This is a genomic window from Gilliamella sp. ESL0250 (assembly GCF_013345045.1).
GTDB lineage: Bacteria > Pseudomonadota > Gammaproteobacteria > Enterobacterales > Orbaceae > Gilliamella > Gilliamella apicola_H.
The window spans coordinates 209,697-226,656 of the sequence record NZ_JAAEDV010000001.1; the positions used below are offsets into that span (position 1 = coordinate 209,697).

A 16,960-nucleotide genomic window follows, 5' to 3' on the forward strand; every position below is an offset into this window, starting at 1 on the left:
ATTGAAATAAAAAATAAACGAGCAAAGTTGCCTTTAAAAACAATATCTGATTTGCTAAGATTAGCAGTAAATGATTTCTTAACGAAACACAATAGATCTTAATTTAATATTAACCCACAATTATAAGGAATTTATATGAAAAAAATACTAGTAATGATTACTGCCATGTTTTTATTCGGATGTAATGAAAAGACCTATACTGTAGAAGACTTCAAAAATAATAAAGAACTACTAGATGAATACCGTAAAAAATGTGAGAACGGTGAAATTGATGGTGATAGCTTAAATTGTCAAAATTCTCACAAAGCGATAGTTTCAAAAAATAGAGTTGGTAATGCAAGTTGGAATTAATCAAGTTTTAGAAGCCACTCATGTGGTTTTTAGATTTCTATCTGTGATAAGTTTATAGTCTTAATTTGCTTCTTATTTATTATAAACTTATCACCTTGTATTATAATCTTATCTCCTTTTTCTGCTTTATTTTCATTTAAAAATCGATTAATCTGTTTCGACCAAATAGTCTTTTCATTGCCGTTGTTATCAACTAATTTTGCAAATGCTGATTGCTTATCGTTTATTGGAAATTGATAATTAGCCTGACCAAAATCATTAATAATAAATTCTTGAGCTTCCAATGGTTTAACTTTTTCTATAGCTCATTGCAAAAAACAAAAGCGTTTGAACGTTAACTGTGAAAAAACTATTTGCACATTAACTTACTATGATATTGTCGACGATATTCGGTTGGTGTTCGCTCTGTCTTTTTTTTGAAAATCCGACAAAAATAATTACTATCTTTAAAACCTGATGCAAGGGCAATTTCCTTTACATTCAGCTCATAATCTTTTAACAGCGATTTGGCATATTCCAAGCGAATATGATTAAGGTACTGGTTTAATCCTATTTTTCCCTCGCTTTGAAATAGATGTGATAAATAATTGGGTGAGATATAAAACATATTTGCCAAAAAGTCACGCGTTATATCTTCACGAAAGTGTATATCGATATATTGGCGAATAGCTTCATATAGGCTGGTTGTTTTGGATGAAGTTTTGATGTCAGTATTGAGCAAATCTAACGTATTGCTAAGTAAACTGTGAATAAGGTAGTGAGCGGTTTGATTGTGTTTGCATAGTGGGTTATGCCAAATGAGTTCGCTCAGTGCTTGAATGATAAATGTGCCAATCCGAGGCCCTCGTCTTGGCGTATTGACTTGATCTTGAGGAATTAACTGCAATCCATCCCAATGCAATAAGCTTATACCGATTTGTTGTTTATCAAATAAGATACTTAATAAGGTCGATGGTGTATGCCAAAGGGGCTTGTGCCAGCTGTGAGCGGAAATATATAAAAGATCATTAGTCGATAATATTTTTTCAATAATTTTTCCATTGTTATCCGCCCATTGCATTTGTTGAGTTCCTTCTAATATGATTTCAATTTGTGGAAAGTCGATGGGGTGGGTATGCAAAGGGGCGCAATTGCTGTTATTTACAAAATAGATACGATTGATTGTTTGCTGACGAATTACAAACTTGGTTAATGCGTTGTTGATGGATTTTGTCATAAGGATAAATTAAGAGGTGTAGGTTTATTTAGATTATATACAGTTAAAAAAAGATGAAAATTGTTATAAATCTTTTTTATTTAATAAGTTATTTTAAAGTTTTAATTGTGTGATCTAAGTCTCATTTTTTTATATAGCGTATAAAAATCCAGTAAATGGCAAATTCGTCTTCTAGGCGGTAGAGTTATTTTTTTCTACGATGTTTGTTATGCAAATGTTGTTATATGTTAACAAGTGATTGTTTATTCTGAATTAGGAGTTAACCATGGAATTATATTTAGATACCGCCGATATTGCCGATATCAAACGTTTAGCTAAAGTGTTACCTATTAGTGGGGTTACCACTAATCCAAGCATTGTAGCAAAATCGGGCAAGCCAATTTTTTCGTTATTAGATGAATTACAAGAGGTGTTAGGTTCAGATAAATTGCTGTTTGCCCAAGTGCTTTCAAGTAATGCCGACGAAATGATAAAAGAAGCTCATCAACTTAGAAAGACGGTGCCGTCGATTGTGACTAAAATCCCTGTTAATGCGCAAGGCTTGATTGCAATAAAAGCACTAGCCCAGCAAGGTATTCCTACGTTAGGCACGGCTGTTTATGGTGCAGGACAAGGCTTTTTGGCAGCATTAGCAGGAGCTAAATATATTGCACCTTATGTCAACCGCATCGATGCTCAAGGTGGAAATAGCAAAGATACCGTGCTTGAGTTGCAAAAATTGTTAGATTTGCATTGTCCACAGGCAATGGTATTAGCCGCCAGTTTTAGAACACCAAGGCAAGCGTTAGATTGTATGCTTGCAGGTTGCAAGTCTATTACGTTGCCGGTAGATGTGGCAGAACAGTTTATTTCTGATCCAGCTGTGGACGCAGCAATTACTAAGTTTAATCAAGATTGGTGTGGTGCTTTTGGTAAGTTAACGTTTTAGATTTATTTGACAATTAGTTTTTTGCCTGAGCTTGTTCTTCCACTATTAGGTCGAACAAGTGTATCTATTTTTTCAATTGTAAAAATAGCATAACTCTAACATTTTTTGTTGTATGATGATTTTAATTAACAATAAAAATAAGGGTGGACATGATGGATGAAAAAAAACAAAAAATCAAAATAAACAAAAAAGTCATTGTTAATGCGTTATTAACAGTATTGAATGTTGAAAAAATCTCACCGAGCTTTATTCGCATTGAGTTTGGTTGCAATAAACCAGTTAATATTGATCCATTATGGATTTGTCCGTATTTAAAATTGTTGTTCCCAGATCCTTTAACTGGCTTAATTGAGTTTCCACAACTTGATGAAAATAATAAAATCCTTGTTGACGATAAGTTGCGTCAGCTTGTTCGTAGCTATAGCGTGCGCGAGTTTGATCATGTTGCCAATCAATTTTTTGTTGATTTTGCCATTCATGACACTGGTTTAGCTTCGGTTTGGTCGCAAAAAGCTAAGGTTGGCGATCAAATTGGTTTGATTGGCGCTGCCGGTAAGTTGAAATTTACTGATGATTGTTTGGTGTTGATGGGCGATATTTCAGCAGTGCCTGCCATTTGTTATACACTTGAGCATCTGCCTAAAAAACAAAAGGTTTTTGCTTTTATGCAGGTTAATCATAAAAGTGATATGGTGTCATTACCAGTTAATAAAAGTGTTGAGGTTAACTGGTTGGTGCAAAATTCGGATAAACCTCATCAGTTAATTGATGCGGTGATCAGTGCCGATTTATCAGGGCAAGATAAGTTATTATTTTGGGGGGGAATGGAACGTTCATTGGCACAAGCTGTTCGTCATGCCGTTAAGGATAAGTTTACACATTTGCAGCCAGATGCTTTTCATATTACTAGCTATTGGCGAGAAGGTTTTGCCGAAGGCGAATTTAAGCATCGTGAATAATGAATGTTGCTATTTTATGAATATTTTGGCTCATTTACATTTGGCTACGTTGGCGCGTAGTTCGTTAATTGGTAATACTGTGGCGGATTTTGTTAAAGGTGATCCTTATTTAACTTATGAGCCCACTATTGCTGATGGCATTATGTTGCATCGCAAAATTGATAGTTTAACTGATAGCCTATTTGAAGTTAAACAGGCCAAATTGCTATTTCGAAAATCGCATCAGCGCGTTGCTCCCATTACGTTAGATATTGTGTGGGATCACTTTTTGTCAAAACATTGGGCTAATTATGGGGTGTTGCCAAGTGTGGCTCAATTTAATCAAGTAACAAAAGCGCATATCCAGCCTTATATTGATGCTTATCCGGCCGATTATCAACATTTTATGAACGCGATGTGGCAAGGTGCATGGCTGGAAAATTATGCTTCTATCGATTTTGTCGGTGATGTGCTAGGTCGCATGGCCAATAGACGGCCAAAGTTGTATTTGTTAAGCGAAACTATTGTTGATATTAAACAACATTATACACAATTAGCCTCGCTGTTTTTTGTGTTATATCCCAAAATTTGTTTAGCGGTAAAAGAAAGCATGAACTAAGATGGATTTTGCTGCTATCGGTTTAAGCTGTTATACAGCCACTTAAACCGATAGCGGTTTTGGGATATTTACTGTCAATTTGGTAATATCAGTTTGCCATCGTTTGTTTGGATGACATCATTGCGATTCGGCGTTTGCGTTATCGATTTTAAATTTTTACTGGTTACTTGTGGAGCATAACCACTTTTGCCACCGCGCGCTTTGGCTCGCACTACTTGACTTACCGGTAGTGTGGCGTTGGTGGTTAAATTGGCCCATAACCATTCAATGGCATCTTCGCCATAATAATCAATTGGTAGTAAAGTGTTGTCAAATGGTGGTCTGCCGTCTAAGTAACTGGCATTTTCAACTTCAATGTACCGTAGTTGCGATTGTTTTCCTTCAACTAAACTATTTAAAGCAACATAAGCACGCGATGTATAGTTGGGTAACTGTTTAACATTATTGCGTCCATGTACAATAAAAGTTTTTATGCCATTTAAGTTGCCCGATGCCATAACTTGTTTTATGCCTTGCTTAACGCGCGGATCTTGTGATTTTTTATAAACACAAATTGCGCCTTTAGTGCCATAATCAACCATATTTTTGGTTTGCGAACTAGAATAAAATTCACGTCTTGGCGTGTTGAGATCTTCGTTTTCAACCAGATCTAAAACCGTTGCATCTCGGCCATTCCAAAGCGGCAAATGTCCGTTTGCCATGCCCCATATTTGTTCAAACGAAATTTCTTCTAATGGCGCGACTTTTCCACTGTAATATATTGGATTTTGCTGAGTACTAGCGACCGAAAAATCACACATGTTTTCAGTGACATCGTATTTGCCATAAGCACTAATATATTGGTAAGGTAGACCAATCGATTCCGTGTAGTAAAAATAGGGTAGTTGGATGTCCATATCAGGTGTCCAGCCATTTTGGTGTAGTTTTTCTAGGGCTTCTTCGGGCGTACCTGTCGTGAGTAGTTTTGCCTTTTTTAGGGCATTACAACGTTGTTGTGAGTGAAGAAAATAACTGGCATAAGGCACGTAAGCATTGTCTTTATAAGGTTTTATTGCGGGAATTGCACACGGTATATATAGTGCGCCATAAGCACTGTAATTGGCAATGGATTTTGTTTCTAGTTTTTGTTTGTTGCTGTTACCTATTTTGAGGGTAACTCGGGATTTATCAATATTTGGCTGAATTTGTGGATTAACTGCTACAATGCCGTCTATCATATTTTGGTCATCCAATTCGCCTGCTTTTAATGCGGCACCGCCACCATCACTCGCTCCATAGACTAAAACAAGGGTATTGTCTTTATTAAATATAACCTGTTTATTGGGCGAAAACATACTATTAAGTTCATAAAAGGCAAACTCAAGAGATTTTAGAACATGTTCGCCCCAACGTGCTTCGGCATTGATTTTTGAGTGCAGTTGTTTTATGGCATAGCGATGGGGATATTTTTGAATATATTTTTCTTTATTCTTTATCGAAGGATGAAATAAGATATTACCGCTATCCACTTCGCCCCATACGGTAAAACCAAGCTTGCGTTTGATATCATAAATGCCATTGCCTAATCCTTTGTCGTTATAGACCACTGCGCAGTTGTGCCTAAGTCCCCATAATCCACGAATTTGTACATCTTTGGCATTGAGTACTCCATCTGAATCAATGGCAGGAACGGCAACAATGCAAGGTTTGTTTTTGTCAAAATCAATCGGAATTTGTAGCAGCATGCCCACGCCGTCTTGCCTTTGTACCGCTAATATTTCGGTACCTGCAATTTTGCCGTCAAACAAAGGAGTTAATTCTTGCTTTCTAAAACCGAATAGTGTTCCCTCGCCAATTTTGGTGTCAATATAGCGATTTAATTTGGCTTGTCGTCGTTCTTGAAAGTGTGGTTTGCTCGGAACTTCGACTTCAGGAGTAATAATGGTGGTTGATAACGGCGTAAAGCCCAGTCCAGCGGTAACAAGATCGTTGCTATCGCCATCATAATAAGCCAATGTACTGCGAACTAACCACTTAGGTTTATGGATTGTGTTGTCATTTTGGACTGGGGTATCACTGTTAGTGTCAATCTTGGTATTGGTTGTAGCTGTAGCTGCAACTGTTTTGTTGTCGGTTTTTATGCTGGTATCTGTGTTTGTCCCAGATGTGGTCGCTTTTGTCTTTTTAACTGGTTCGATTGATTCTGTCGTGTTGGCCTGTGTTACTGATGGTAGGGTAACACCAGCAAGAAGTATCAATGAGGCTAACATTTTTATCTGTTTCATTTGGAATTCCATTACAATCATATTTATCAGATTTAATTGTTATATCTTGCAAAAAATGAGTCGTTTCTCAGTAATTTAATACGTCCATTATGATGGTTTTAGTTTTTAATGCGCGATTATACACTATATTTTTGTTATTCGTTATTAGGTAGATTTAAATTGCAAATTGCCCAAAAGGCAGCGATGATTTTTTCAGATAACCGTCTCTTTTGTACGCAAATACCTACATCAAACGGTTCCATTAAGTTGGTAGACCATTCGGTTATGCGTTCTCTTACTCGCTCTGGGCTGTTATCCATTACAACTTTTGGCAATAAAGCGACGCCACATCCTAAAGCAACCATTGATACAATGGCTTCGTGCCCCGCAACTGTTGCATAAATTTTGGGATTGGTGATTTTTTTTTGCTTAAACCATAAATCGATACGGTGGCGACTTGGCCCGTGTTCTGGCAGTATAAACGGAATATTATGCCAATCGGGTTGTTTTTGATGTAATTTGTCGCTAAATGTGCTGTTAAGTTTGGGGATCAGCAAGACCATTTCAATTTCACCAAATTTTAAAAACTCAATGCCAGTTGGGAGTTGTTTAGGTTTGCCAGCAATGGCTAAATCGGCTGCATTGGCTTGTATTTTTTCAACTGCGTCGGCGGCATCACCGGTTGAAAGCTTGATTTCAACAAGTGGATAGTGGCTTCTAAATCGATCGAGTATTTCGGGCAAGTGGCTATATGCGGCCGTGACCGAACAAAAAAGCGTAAGTTCGCCGACAAGCTGTTGGTTGGATTGATCTAAATCATATTTTAGCTGTTGGTGCATGTTTATTACTTGCTGAGCAAAGCGTTTGACTTTTTCGCCGACTTGAGTGATTTGTACTTGCCTGTTATCGCGAATAAATAGCGGATGACCAAAATGTTCTTCAAGCCGTTGGATCTGTCTTGATAAGGTTGAAGGACTAACATGCATGGCATGTGCGGTGATACCAAAGTGACAGGTTTCGCATAAATGTAGGTACAATTTTAAATCACGAATGTTCATAGCTAGTTCCGGTTTTATACTAAAACGCATAGTTTCCTGAAACTTTTTGTCAAGAAGCAGTAAATTATGCATGACTTATTAGGCAAATATTATGCATAGTTCAACAAATAAGGCAAATGGGCTTGTGCATAACATCAATGGCAAAACAGACAGATACCTGCTAAAATAGATGATTATTTTTGTGTGGATTAAAACAGTTTTATGACAGAACAAGCTTATTTAGACGAAGTTAATGCACGTCGCACTTTTGCGATTATTTCTCACCCTGATGCCGGTAAAACCACCATTACCGAAAAGGTACTTTTATTTGGACACGCAATCCAAACAGCAGGTACAGTCAAAGGCCGTGGCGCTAATGCCCAGCATGCTAAATCAGACTGGATGGAAATGGAAAAACAACGTGGTATTTCAATTACCACCTCAGTTATGCAGTTTCCTTATAATGATTGTTTGGTTAATTTATTGGATACTCCCGGACACGAAGACTTTTCTGAAGATACTTACCGCACGCTAACTGCGGTTGATAGTTGTTTGATGGTGATTGATGCGGCAAAAGGGGTAGAGGATCGCACACGTAAATTAATGGAAGTCACGCGTTTGCGTAATACACCAATTTTAACCTTTATGAATAAGTTAGATCGTGATATTCGCGACCCGATGGAATTGCTTGATGAAGTCGAAAACGAGCTAAATATAATGTGCGCGCCGATTACGTGGCCGATTGGTTGTGGCAAGTTATTTAAAGGTGTTTATCATTTAGCGAAAGATGAAACATATCTTTATCAATCTGGTCAAGGCCATACTATACAAGAGGTGCGAATTATTAAAGGGTTAACTAACCCTGATTTAGATTTAGCGGTCGGTGATGATTTAGCACAGCAACTGCGCGAAGAGCTTGAATTAGTGCAAGGGGCTTCCAATGAATTTGATCTAGATGCTTTCTTGTCGGGTGATTTAACGCCAGTCTTTTTTGGTACGGCATTGGGTAATTTTGGGGTTGATCATATGCTTGATGGCTTAACTGCTTGGGCACCAACTCCTCAACCTCGTCAAACCGATAAACGTGAAGTTGAATCATCAGAAGAAAAATTCAGTGGTTTTGTCTTTAAAATTCAAGCTAATATGGATCCTAAACATCGTGACCGCGTGGCATTTATGCGCATTGTATCAGGTAAATATGAAAAAGGTATGAAGTTACGTCATGTGCGTATTGCCAAAGATATTAATATTTCTGATGCCTTAACATTTATGGCCGGTGATCGTGAACATGTTGAAGAAGCCTATGCCGGCGATATTATTGGTTTACATAATCATGGTACGATTCAAATTGGTGATACCTTTACGCAAGGCGAAGATTTGAAATTTACTGGTATTCCTAACTTTGCACCAGAACTATTCCGTCGCATTCGTTTAAGAGATCCTCTCAAACAAAAACAATTATTAAAAGGACTTGTTCAACTATCAGAGGAAGGAGCGGTACAAGTATTCCGCCCATTAGCGAATAATGATTTAATTGTGGGCGCTGTTGGTGTGCTACAGTTTGATGTGGTCGTTGCGCGTTTAAAATCGGAATATAACGTTGAAGCCATTTATGAGCCTGTTAATGTGACAACTGCTCGTTGGGTTGAGTGTTCTGATGTGAAAAAATTAGAAGAGTTTAAGCGTAAATGCGAGCAGAACTTGGCTTTAGATGGAGGAGATAATCTTTCTTATATTGCACCAAGTATGGTTAATTTGAATTTGACCGAAGAACGATATCCTGATGTTGAATTTCGAAAAACTCGGGAACATTAATTGTATTTATCACATAATAGCGGAATTTATCATCATGCCTAGGTGTTTTGATAAATTCTCTTTCTTTTCTTTTTAAAACTTATTTTTTTACGATAAAGTCAAGCGAGTGAATATGATGGATTTGAAAAATAAAAGAGTAGTGAATTTAATAATTGGTAGTTTTATTGGACTATTAACTATGACTACTTCACCTATATCTTTTGCTATTGAAAATAAACTTGCAAGACCAGTTTTGTTAGAAAAAGTACAACAAAGCGATCGTGACAAGCGTCAATATGAAGTGATTGAGCTCTCAAATAAAATGCGAGTGCTGCTTGTGTCTGATCCTAATGCAGTTAAGTCACTCGGTTCATTGGCGTTGCCTGTTGGATCATTACAAGATCCGCAAGAACAGCAAGGATTGGCACATTATGCTGAACATATGGTGCTAATGGGATCAAAAAATTACCCAGAGCCTGCTAGCTTTTCTCAGTTTTTAAGCCTTCATGCAGGCAGTTATAATGCTAGCACTGCGGCACATCGAACCGCGTTTTATTTTGAGATTGAAAATAGTGCATTTGATAAAGCACTCGATTATTTAGCCGATGCGATTGCTGAACCTAATTTAGATCCTAATTTTGCCGATAAAGAACGCAATGCCGTTAATGCCGAAATGACTATGGCCAGATCTAATGATGGTTTTCGAATTGGGCAAGTTGATTCCGAAACAATTAATCAAAATCATCCAGCTTCGCAATTTTCAGGCGGTAATTTAGAAACGTTAAGCGATAAAGACGGTAGTAAGTTGCAAGATGCATTAGTTGGATTTCATCGTAATTATTATTCCTCCAATATTATGGTAGGCGTGATTTATAGTAATCAGTCAATCAATAAATTGGCAAAATTAGCTGAAAGCACTTTCGGAAAAATTCCTAATAAAAATATCAATGCGCCTAAGGTTGATAAACCAGCAATCACTGCTGATAGTTTAGGTAAGCAAATTGCCATGATACCAGCTCAACCCAAAAAGTTATTGTTGTTGCAATTTCCAATTGAAAATAACTTGTCTAAATTTGCAAACAAAAGTGATGAATATATTGCTTATCTAATTAGTAATCGTAGTCAAAATACGTTGGCTGATCAGCTACAAAAACAAGGATTGATTGAAGGTATTCAAGCTGGAAGCGATCCGATTCGCTATGGTAATAGTGGCATTTTTAGTATCAATGCGACTTTAACTGATGAGGGGCTTGCACAAAAAGATAAAGTTATTGGGGCTATTTTTAATTATTTACAGCTGATGCAAAAAGAGGGAATTTCTGACACTTATTATCAAGAAATGCAAAAAGTGTTAGCGTTAGGGTTCAAATATCAAGATGTTGAGCGTGATATGTCATATGTAGAATGGCTATCCGACCAGATGTTGTTATATCCCGTACAAAACGTATTAAATTCAGATTATGTTGCTACTTATTTTGATAAATTAGCCATTACGGCACGTTTAAAAAGTTTGACGGCAGATAATGCTAGAATTTGGGTGATTGCACCAAATCAAACTACCAATAAGACCGCTTATTTTGTTGATGCACCGTATAAAGTGGATAATATTACCCGCGATCAAAAATCGAATTGGGCAATGTTAGGAAAAAATTATGCGTTTAATCTGCCCGAATTAAATCCTTATATTCCTGATGATTTTTCAATTATGAAGCAAAACCGTGATCAAGCTCAACCAGCTGAGTTTAGTAAACGTGGTAATCATATCCATTTTGTTAGTCAGTATTTTAATAATGAACCTAAAGCTGCTATTGTTGCTTCGTTACGCAACAATCAAGCTTTTAGTGATGCTAAATCAGTGGTAACATTTGATTTGCTTGACTACATTGTTGGTCGTGATTTAGCTAAGTTACAGTTTCAAGCTGGCGTTGCTGGTATGTCATTGTCAACAAGTAGTGATAACGGATTGATGATCACAGCGAGTGGTTTTAATCAGCATTTATCCGAAATGGTTTTGGCAATTCTTGATAGTTACAGACAAGTTAATATTGATGAACAAAGTTTGGCTTTGGCTAAATCATGGTATTTGCAACAACTTGACGCTGCTGAGCATGCTAAAAGCTATTTATTAGCTATCAACCCAGTAAAAGCCTTATCGGTAATGCCACGTTATTTTGAACGAGGTGAAAAACGTAAAATTATAGACAATATCAGTATTGATGATATTTTAGCTTATCGGGATCAGTTGTTAACAAGTTCAGTACCTTATATGCTAAGCGTTGGTAATTTATCAAATGATCAATCATTAGATCTTTATCATGCCATTCAAAAAACGTTGGTTCGTAGTGCAGAGTTTACACCGATAGAAGATATCAAAATCAAAAATGCGTTAACAGCTAGGCTCACTCAGCAAGCTAAAACAACTGATAATGCTCTGATGATGAGTTATATCCCTGCTAATTATGACCAAATCACCGGACGAACATTAAGTTATCTACTGTCAAAAATTATTTCACCATGGTTCTATGACCAACTGCGCACTAATGAACAGCTTGGTTATGCTGTATTTTCTCAACCAGTGACCGTAGGTGAGTCATCAGGAATTGGATTTTTAATTCAAAGCAACCAATATGATCCAGCTTATTTGCTAAAACGTTATCAAGAGTTTTTCCCAATCATGCTAAACAAATTGCAAGCATTATCGAAAGACGATATTGAGCAATATAAAAAGGGTGTGCTTGATGAATTAAATATGCCACCACAAACATTGGATGAAGAGTTAGGGCGTTATATGGCAGATTATCGGTTATCTCGATTTGCTTTTGACTCTAGAGCTAAAAAAATAGCGCAGGTAAAAAAAATAACCAAGCAAGATTTGATTGATTTTTATACTCGAGCTGTAATGGAGTCAAAAGGTTTCGTTTTTGCTTCTCAAGCATTAGGTAATATCGCTGATTTATCAAAACAACCACAAGCAATAACCGAGTATACCGAGTTTGAAAATGCATCGGCTTTACAACAAATTTTGTTAAAATATTAGACTCAAATGTATATTAATCCGAACCATTTTGACAAAAATTGGCATTGTTATCACCTTGTGATACACTGCCAAAATCCCAATAGTTTGAGTGTATTATGATTACTGGATCGATTGATTATTGTGCTATAGGTCAGCGTTTACGAGCGTATCGGATTGCCGCTTCATTGAAGGCTGAAGATGTCGCAGAAAGTCTTAAAATTTCAAGAGCAGCAGTCTATCGGTTAGAAAAAGGTGAAATTGTTAAAATCGAAACTTTAGAGCGACTGGCATCTTTACTCGATACGTCTTTTGCAAGTCTGCTTGGCATTGATACCGAATATTATTCGAGTGGTGAAGGTTTTTTTGAGCGCATGCGTCAGTTAGAAGAGCAATCAACGCATATCTATTCTCACTTCGATCCATTTTCATTTTTATTAACTTCACCTGATTATCTTTCTCATTTAGCTCTGATGCTCAATGAATCAAGCGAGTCGATTGATCATCAAAAATATTCAGTCATTTTGTCAATTTTAAAAGAACGTAAAAAGCAGTTTCATCAATCAGTTCCAAAGGTGATTAATTTAATTAGTTTGCGTAATGTAGAGCGATTTTTGCATATTGGTTTAGTGGGAAATTTGACAATTTCACCAGGTAAGAAGTCAGAAAGGGTGTTATTAGCACGTAAAGAAGTTTATCATTTAATTGAGCTAATAGAACAACAATCTTTTGCCCCCACTATTGCTATTACCCAAGAAGCGATTCCATCAATTGCTTTTCAGATTTTTTATCAAGATGGAAATCCCATCTCATTAGCAATGAGCCCATTTCGATTAGGTGAGTTACCTAACGTGACTACTGGTATTGCGTCAATCACGTCATCTTATGATGCCATTAAACGGTATCGTCATTTATTTGATAAGTTATGGCAAAATAGTGCGAAAGATAAGCAAGCAATTGATTTATTAAAAACGACGTTAGAAAAATTTTAAAGAATATTAAAGAGAGTCATTATGTTATCCTTAACATTACAACCAATAAAAAAATTTAGTGGTACGATTAATTTGCCAGGTTCGAAAAGCGTTTCTAATCGTGCGTTATTATTATCAGCACTAAGTAAAGGTAATACTCGTTTAACTAATTTACTAGATAGTGATGATGTGCGTTATATGCTTGATGCACTTGCAGCATTAGGTGTTAAGTATCAGTTATCGCACGATCGCACCATTTGTGATGTTCAAGGTATAGGGGGAATGTTGCAATCTGACCATACATTAGAGCTTTTTTTAGGTAATGCTGGTACGGCAATGCGTCCTTTAGCTGCTGCATTATGTCTTGGTTCTAATAATATTGTGTTAACTGGCGAACCTCGTATGAAAGAACGTCCAATTGGTCATTTAGTTGATGCATTGCGTCAAGGTGGAGCTAATATTGATTATCTCGAAAATGAAGGTTATCCACCACTACATATTCAAGGTGGTTTTACCGGTGGTAACATCCAAGTTGATGGTTCAGTATCTAGCCAATTTTTAACAGCCTTGTTAATGGCTTCGCCACTGGCACAAAATGATACTGAAATTACTATCATTGGGGATTTGGTATCTAAACCTTATATTGATATTACTATCAATATGATGGCTATTTTTGGTGTATCGGTCACAAATCACAACTATCAAAAATTTACGGTTAAAGCAAATCAGTGTTATCAATCGCCGGATCATTATTTAGTTGAAGGCGACGCCTCATCGGCTTCTTATTTTTTAGCTGCTGCTGCAATTAAAGGTGGCACAGTTAGGGTAACAGGCATTGGTAAAAAAAGCTTACAAGGTGATACACAATTTGCCCATGTGCTTGAAAAAATGGGTGCTACAGTAACTTGGGCTGATGATTATATTGAATGTTCACACGGTGAATTACACGGTATTGATATGGATATGAATCATATTCCTGATGCAGCAATGACGATAGCAACAACTGCTTTATTTGCTAAAGGACCAACTACAATCCGTAATATTTATAATTGGCGAGTTAAAGAAACTGACCGTTTATATGCAATGGCAACTGAATTGCGTAAAGTAGGGGCAACGATCGATGAAGGCAAAGATTATATTACTATTTTGCCACCTGCAAAATTAACTCATGCCGAAATTGAAACTTATAACGATCACCGTATTGCTATGTGCTTTTCACTCGTGGCGCTTTCTGATACAGCTGTAACAATATTAGATCCTAAATGTACCATGAAAACTTTTCCTGATTATTTTGAACAATTTAAACGATTAAGCGAAAAATAAAATGAATAAACCTGTTCCCATTATTGCTGTGGATGGACCAAGTGGTGTTGGTAAGGGCACATTATGCCAAGCGTTAGCCAATCATTTTAAATGGCATCTTTTAGATTCTGGCGCTATTTATAGGGTGCTAGCACTTAGTGCGATTAAACAAGATGTTGCACTCGAAGATGAAAGTCAGCTTGTGCAATTAGCGCTTAATTTGCCGTTAACGTTTAATACTGATGGTTGTGAAGTTAAGGTGCTATTAAATCATGTTGATGTCACGAAAGACATCCGCACAGAACAGATAGGTGGCGCAGCATCAAAAGTGGCGGCTATTAATACGGTTAGAGCTGCTTTATTACAACGCCAACGTGACTTTAGACAAGCGCCGGGACTGATTGCCGATGGACGTGATATGGGCAGCGTGGTATTTAGCGATGCGCCTGTTAAGATTTTTCTTGACGCAAGTGCACACTCTCGTGCAGAAAGACGGATGAAACAGTTGCAAGATAATCAAAATCATGTTAAATTCGCCCAAATTTTGCAGGAGATAACTGAGCGTGATTTGCGCGATCGTAATCGAACTGTTGCGCCACTAAAACCTGCAATTGATGCTCTAATAATTGATACCACATCACTGTCTATTCAAGATGTTTTTAATCAATCTATTAAGTATATAAACGAAAAACTTGCGTTGTAAGGTTACTTTCAGCGTTTATCAAGCTCCAATATAGGGATATTTGGAGTATTTTAAACAACCCCACAAGACATGATGTAATGTGGACGTTAATATTAATTTAAGTATATAAATATGACTGAATCTTTTGCTCAACTCTTTGAAGAGTCTTTAAATCAACTAGACACTCGTTCTGGTAATCTTATCCGTGGTACTGTTGTTGCTATTGACAAAGACGTTGTTTTAGTTGATGCTGGTTTAAAATCTGAATCAGCAATTCCAGTAGAGCAGTTTAAAAATGCCCAAGGCGAATTAGAAGTTCAAGTCGGCGACATTGTTGATGTTGTGCTTGACTCAATTGAAGATGGCTTTGGTGAAACAATCTTATCTCGTGAAAAAGCTAAACGTCATGAAGCGTGGCTAATTCTAGAAAAAGCAGTTGAAGATGCTGCAACAGTTTTAGGTGTTATCAATGGTAAAGTTAAAGGTGGCTTTACGGTTGATCTTAACGGCGTTCGTGCGTTCCTTCCTGGTTCGCTTGTAGATGTGCGTCCATTACGCGATACGTCTCATATTGAAAATAGAGAAATCGAATTAAAAGTAATTAAATTAGATCAAAAACGTAACAACGTTGTTGTATCACGTCGTGCGGTTATTGAATCAGAAAATAGTGCCGAAAGAGAACAACTTCTTGAAAATCTACAAGAAGGTTCTGAAGTTAAAGGTATTATCAAAAATCTTACTGATTACGGTGCGTTTGTTGATCTTGGTGGCGTTGATGGTTTACTTCATATCACTGATATGGCTTGGAAACGTGTTAAACACCCAAGTGAAGTGGTTGAAGTGGGTCAAGAATTACTTGTTAAAGTACTTAAATTTGATAAAGAACGTTCACGTGTTTCTCTTGGCTTAAAACAATTAGGCGAAGATCCATGGGTTTCAATTGCTAAGCGTTACCCAGAAGGTACTAAAGTAACAGGTAAAGTAACTAACTTAACTGATTACGGTTGTTTCGTTGAAATTGAAACAGGTGTTGAAGGCTTAGTTCACGTTTCTGAAATGGATTGGACAAACAAAAATATTCATCCTTCTAAAGTTGTTAGTCTTGGTGATGAAGTTGAAGTGGTTGTACTTGAAATTGACGAAGAGCGTCGTCGTATTTCTCTTGGTCTTAAACAATGCAAACCAAATCCATGGTTACAATTTGCTGAATCACACAATAAAGGTGATAAAGTTAGCGGTAAGATCAAATCAATCACTGATTTTGGTATCTTCATTGGTTTAGATGGTGGTATTGATGGTTTAGTTCATCTTTCAGACATCTCTTGGAATATGCCTGGCGAAGAAGCAGTTAAAGCTTATAAGAAAGGTGATGATATCGAAGCAGTTGTGTTACAAGTTGATGCTGAACGCGAACGTATCTCTCTAGGTATTAAACAATTAGAAGACGATCCATTTAGTAGCTTTGCTTCTAACTTCAAAAAAGGCACAATTGTTAAAGGAAGTGTAACAGCAGTTGATGCTAAAGGTGCAACTGTTGAAATCGCTGAAGGTATTGAAGGCTACTTAAAAGCACAAGATATCGCTCGTGAACGTATTGAAGATGCAACAACGGCATTAAAAGTTGGTGATGAAGTTGAAGCTAAAATTGTCAATATCGATCGTAAAACTCGTGCAATTTCTTTATCAGTACGTGCAAAAGATGAAGCTGACGAAAAAGAAGCACTTGCTGCGGTAAATAGTACGGCAACTCAAGAAGAGGCAGCATTTACTAATGCAATGGCTGAAGCATTCAAAGCTGCTTCAAAAACTGAGTAAAAAATATTTATGTAAAGAGTAAAGAGGGCTTGCCCTCTTTTTCTTTTATGG

At 36.9% G+C, this 16,960-nt stretch carries 14 protein-coding genes; 10 read left to right on the forward strand and 4 right to left on the reverse strand.

Features of this window, described 5'->3' with window-relative positions; translation table 11 throughout:
* Positions 1-135 precede the first annotated feature (135 nt).
* Positions 136-351: an EexN family lipoprotein gene (locus GYY69_RS01005; protein ID WP_174796009.1), complete on the forward strand. Its 216-nt coding sequence runs from the start codon at positions 136-138 to the stop codon at positions 349-351.
* A 29-nt stretch (positions 352-380) separates the two neighbouring features.
* On the opposite strand, the gene GYY69_RS01010 is transcribed toward GYY69_RS01005, so the two are convergent.
* On the reverse strand, positions 381-635 hold the full coding sequence (locus GYY69_RS01010; protein ID WP_174796010.1) for a hypothetical protein: 255 nt from the start codon (positions 633-635) through the stop codon (positions 381-383).
* Between the two features lie 65 nt (positions 636-700).
* Positions 701-1,567 carry a helix-turn-helix transcriptional regulator gene (locus tag GYY69_RS01015; protein ID WP_174796011.1) on the reverse strand — a complete coding sequence of 289 codons (867 nt, stop codon included), beginning with the start codon at positions 1,565-1,567 and terminating at the stop codon, positions 701-703.
* 265 nt (positions 1,568-1,832) lie between these two features.
* Here GYY69_RS01015 and fsa point away from each other — a divergent pair, with 265 nt between their 5' ends.
* The 3 genes from fsa (at position 1,833) to GYY69_RS01030 (ending at position 4,052) form a co-directional block, all read left to right on the forward strand.
* Entirely contained in the window at positions 1,833-2,495 is a 663-nt protein-coding gene (fsa, locus tag GYY69_RS01020) for a fructose-6-phosphate aldolase (RefSeq protein WP_174796012.1), read from the forward strand.
* A 149-nt stretch (positions 2,496-2,644) separates the two neighbouring features.
* Positions 2,645-3,454, forward strand: coding sequence for a siderophore-interacting protein (locus tag GYY69_RS01025; protein WP_174796013.1), 810 nt, complete (start codon positions 2,645-2,647; stop codon positions 3,452-3,454).
* A gap of 16 nt (positions 3,455-3,470) precedes the next feature.
* A complete protein-coding gene (locus GYY69_RS01030; RefSeq protein ID WP_174796014.1) occupies positions 3,471-4,052 on the forward strand; it encodes an acyl carrier protein phosphodiesterase in 582 nt (193 codons plus the stop codon).
* A gap of 74 nt (positions 4,053-4,126) precedes the next feature.
* On the opposite strand, the gene GYY69_RS01035 is transcribed toward GYY69_RS01030, so the two are convergent.
* On the reverse strand, positions 4,127-6,316 hold the full coding sequence (locus tag GYY69_RS01035; protein WP_174796015.1) for a 3-hydroxybutyrate oligomer hydrolase family protein: 2,190 nt from the start codon (positions 6,314-6,316) through the stop codon (positions 4,127-4,129).
* 134 nt (positions 6,317-6,450) lie between these two features.
* On the reverse strand, positions 6,451-7,353 hold the full coding sequence (gene ilvY / locus GYY69_RS01040; protein WP_065638941.1) for an HTH-type transcriptional activator IlvY: 903 nt from the start codon (positions 7,351-7,353) through the stop codon (positions 6,451-6,453).
* A gap of 201 nt (positions 7,354-7,554) precedes the next feature.
* Here ilvY and prfC point away from each other — a divergent pair, with 201 nt between their 5' ends.
* The 6 genes from prfC to rpsA all read left to right on the forward strand — a co-directional run bounded on the left by prfC (position 7,555) and on the right by rpsA (position 16,909).
* Positions 7,555-9,147, forward strand: coding sequence for a peptide chain release factor 3 (gene prfC / locus GYY69_RS01045; protein WP_174796016.1), 1,593 nt, complete (start codon positions 7,555-7,557; stop codon positions 9,145-9,147).
* 112 nt (positions 9,148-9,259) lie between these two features.
* Positions 9,260-12,163, forward strand: coding sequence for a pitrilysin (gene ptrA / locus GYY69_RS01050; protein ID WP_202984913.1), 2,904 nt, complete (start codon positions 9,260-9,262; stop codon positions 12,161-12,163).
* Between the two features lie 95 nt (positions 12,164-12,258).
* Positions 12,259-13,131, forward strand: coding sequence for a helix-turn-helix domain-containing protein (locus GYY69_RS01055; protein WP_174796017.1), 873 nt, complete (start codon positions 12,259-12,261; stop codon positions 13,129-13,131).
* A gap of 21 nt (positions 13,132-13,152) precedes the next feature.
* Positions 13,153-14,433: a 3-phosphoshikimate 1-carboxyvinyltransferase gene (aroA, locus tag GYY69_RS01060; protein ID WP_174796018.1), complete on the forward strand. Its 1,281-nt coding sequence runs from the start codon at positions 13,153-13,155 to the stop codon at positions 14,431-14,433.
* Position 14,434: 1 nt separating this feature from the next.
* A complete protein-coding gene (gene cmk, locus GYY69_RS01065) occupies positions 14,435-15,115 on the forward strand; it encodes a (d)CMP kinase (protein ID WP_174796019.1) in 681 nt (226 codons plus the stop codon).
* A gap of 111 nt (positions 15,116-15,226) precedes the next feature.
* Positions 15,227-16,909, forward strand: coding sequence for a 30S ribosomal protein S1 (rpsA, locus tag GYY69_RS01070; RefSeq protein ID WP_174796020.1), 1,683 nt, complete (start codon positions 15,227-15,229; stop codon positions 16,907-16,909).
* Positions 16,910-16,960: the final 51 nt, after the last annotated feature.

What these genes read in the sequence shown, in the direction of transcription:
- GYY69_RS01005 (WP_174796009.1), top strand. Translation starts at nt 136, where the DNA reads ATGAAAAAAATACTAGTAATGATTACTGCCATGTTTTTATTCGGATGT.
- GYY69_RS01015 (WP_174796011.1), bottom strand. Translation starts at nt 1,567, where the DNA reads ATGACAAAATCCATCAACAACGCATTAACCAAGTTTGTAATTCGTCAG.
- fsa (WP_174796012.1), top strand. Translation starts at nt 1,833, where the DNA reads ATGGAATTATATTTAGATACCGCCGATATTGCCGATATCAAACGTTTA.
- GYY69_RS01025 (WP_174796013.1), top strand. Translation starts at nt 2,645, where the DNA reads ATGATGGATGAAAAAAAACAAAAAATCAAAATAAACAAAAAAGTCATT.
- GYY69_RS01030 (WP_174796014.1), top strand. Translation starts at nt 3,471, where the DNA reads ATGAATATTTTGGCTCATTTACATTTGGCTACGTTGGCGCGTAGTTCG.
- GYY69_RS01035 (WP_174796015.1), bottom strand. Translation starts at nt 6,316, where the DNA reads ATGAAACAGATAAAAATGTTAGCCTCATTGATACTTCTTGCTGGTGTT.
- ilvY (WP_065638941.1), bottom strand. Translation starts at nt 7,353, where the DNA reads ATGAACATTCGTGATTTAAAATTGTACCTACATTTATGCGAAACCTGT.
- prfC (WP_174796016.1), top strand. Translation starts at nt 7,555, where the DNA reads ATGACAGAACAAGCTTATTTAGACGAAGTTAATGCACGTCGCACTTTT.
- ptrA (WP_202984913.1), top strand. Translation starts at nt 9,260, where the DNA reads ATGATGGATTTGAAAAATAAAAGAGTAGTGAATTTAATAATTGGTAGT.
- GYY69_RS01055 (WP_174796017.1), top strand. Translation starts at nt 12,259, where the DNA reads ATGATTACTGGATCGATTGATTATTGTGCTATAGGTCAGCGTTTACGA.
- aroA (WP_174796018.1), top strand. Translation starts at nt 13,153, where the DNA reads ATGTTATCCTTAACATTACAACCAATAAAAAAATTTAGTGGTACGATT.
- cmk (WP_174796019.1), top strand. Translation starts at nt 14,435, where the DNA reads ATGAATAAACCTGTTCCCATTATTGCTGTGGATGGACCAAGTGGTGTT.
- rpsA (WP_174796020.1), top strand. Translation starts at nt 15,227, where the DNA reads ATGACTGAATCTTTTGCTCAACTCTTTGAAGAGTCTTTAAATCAACTA.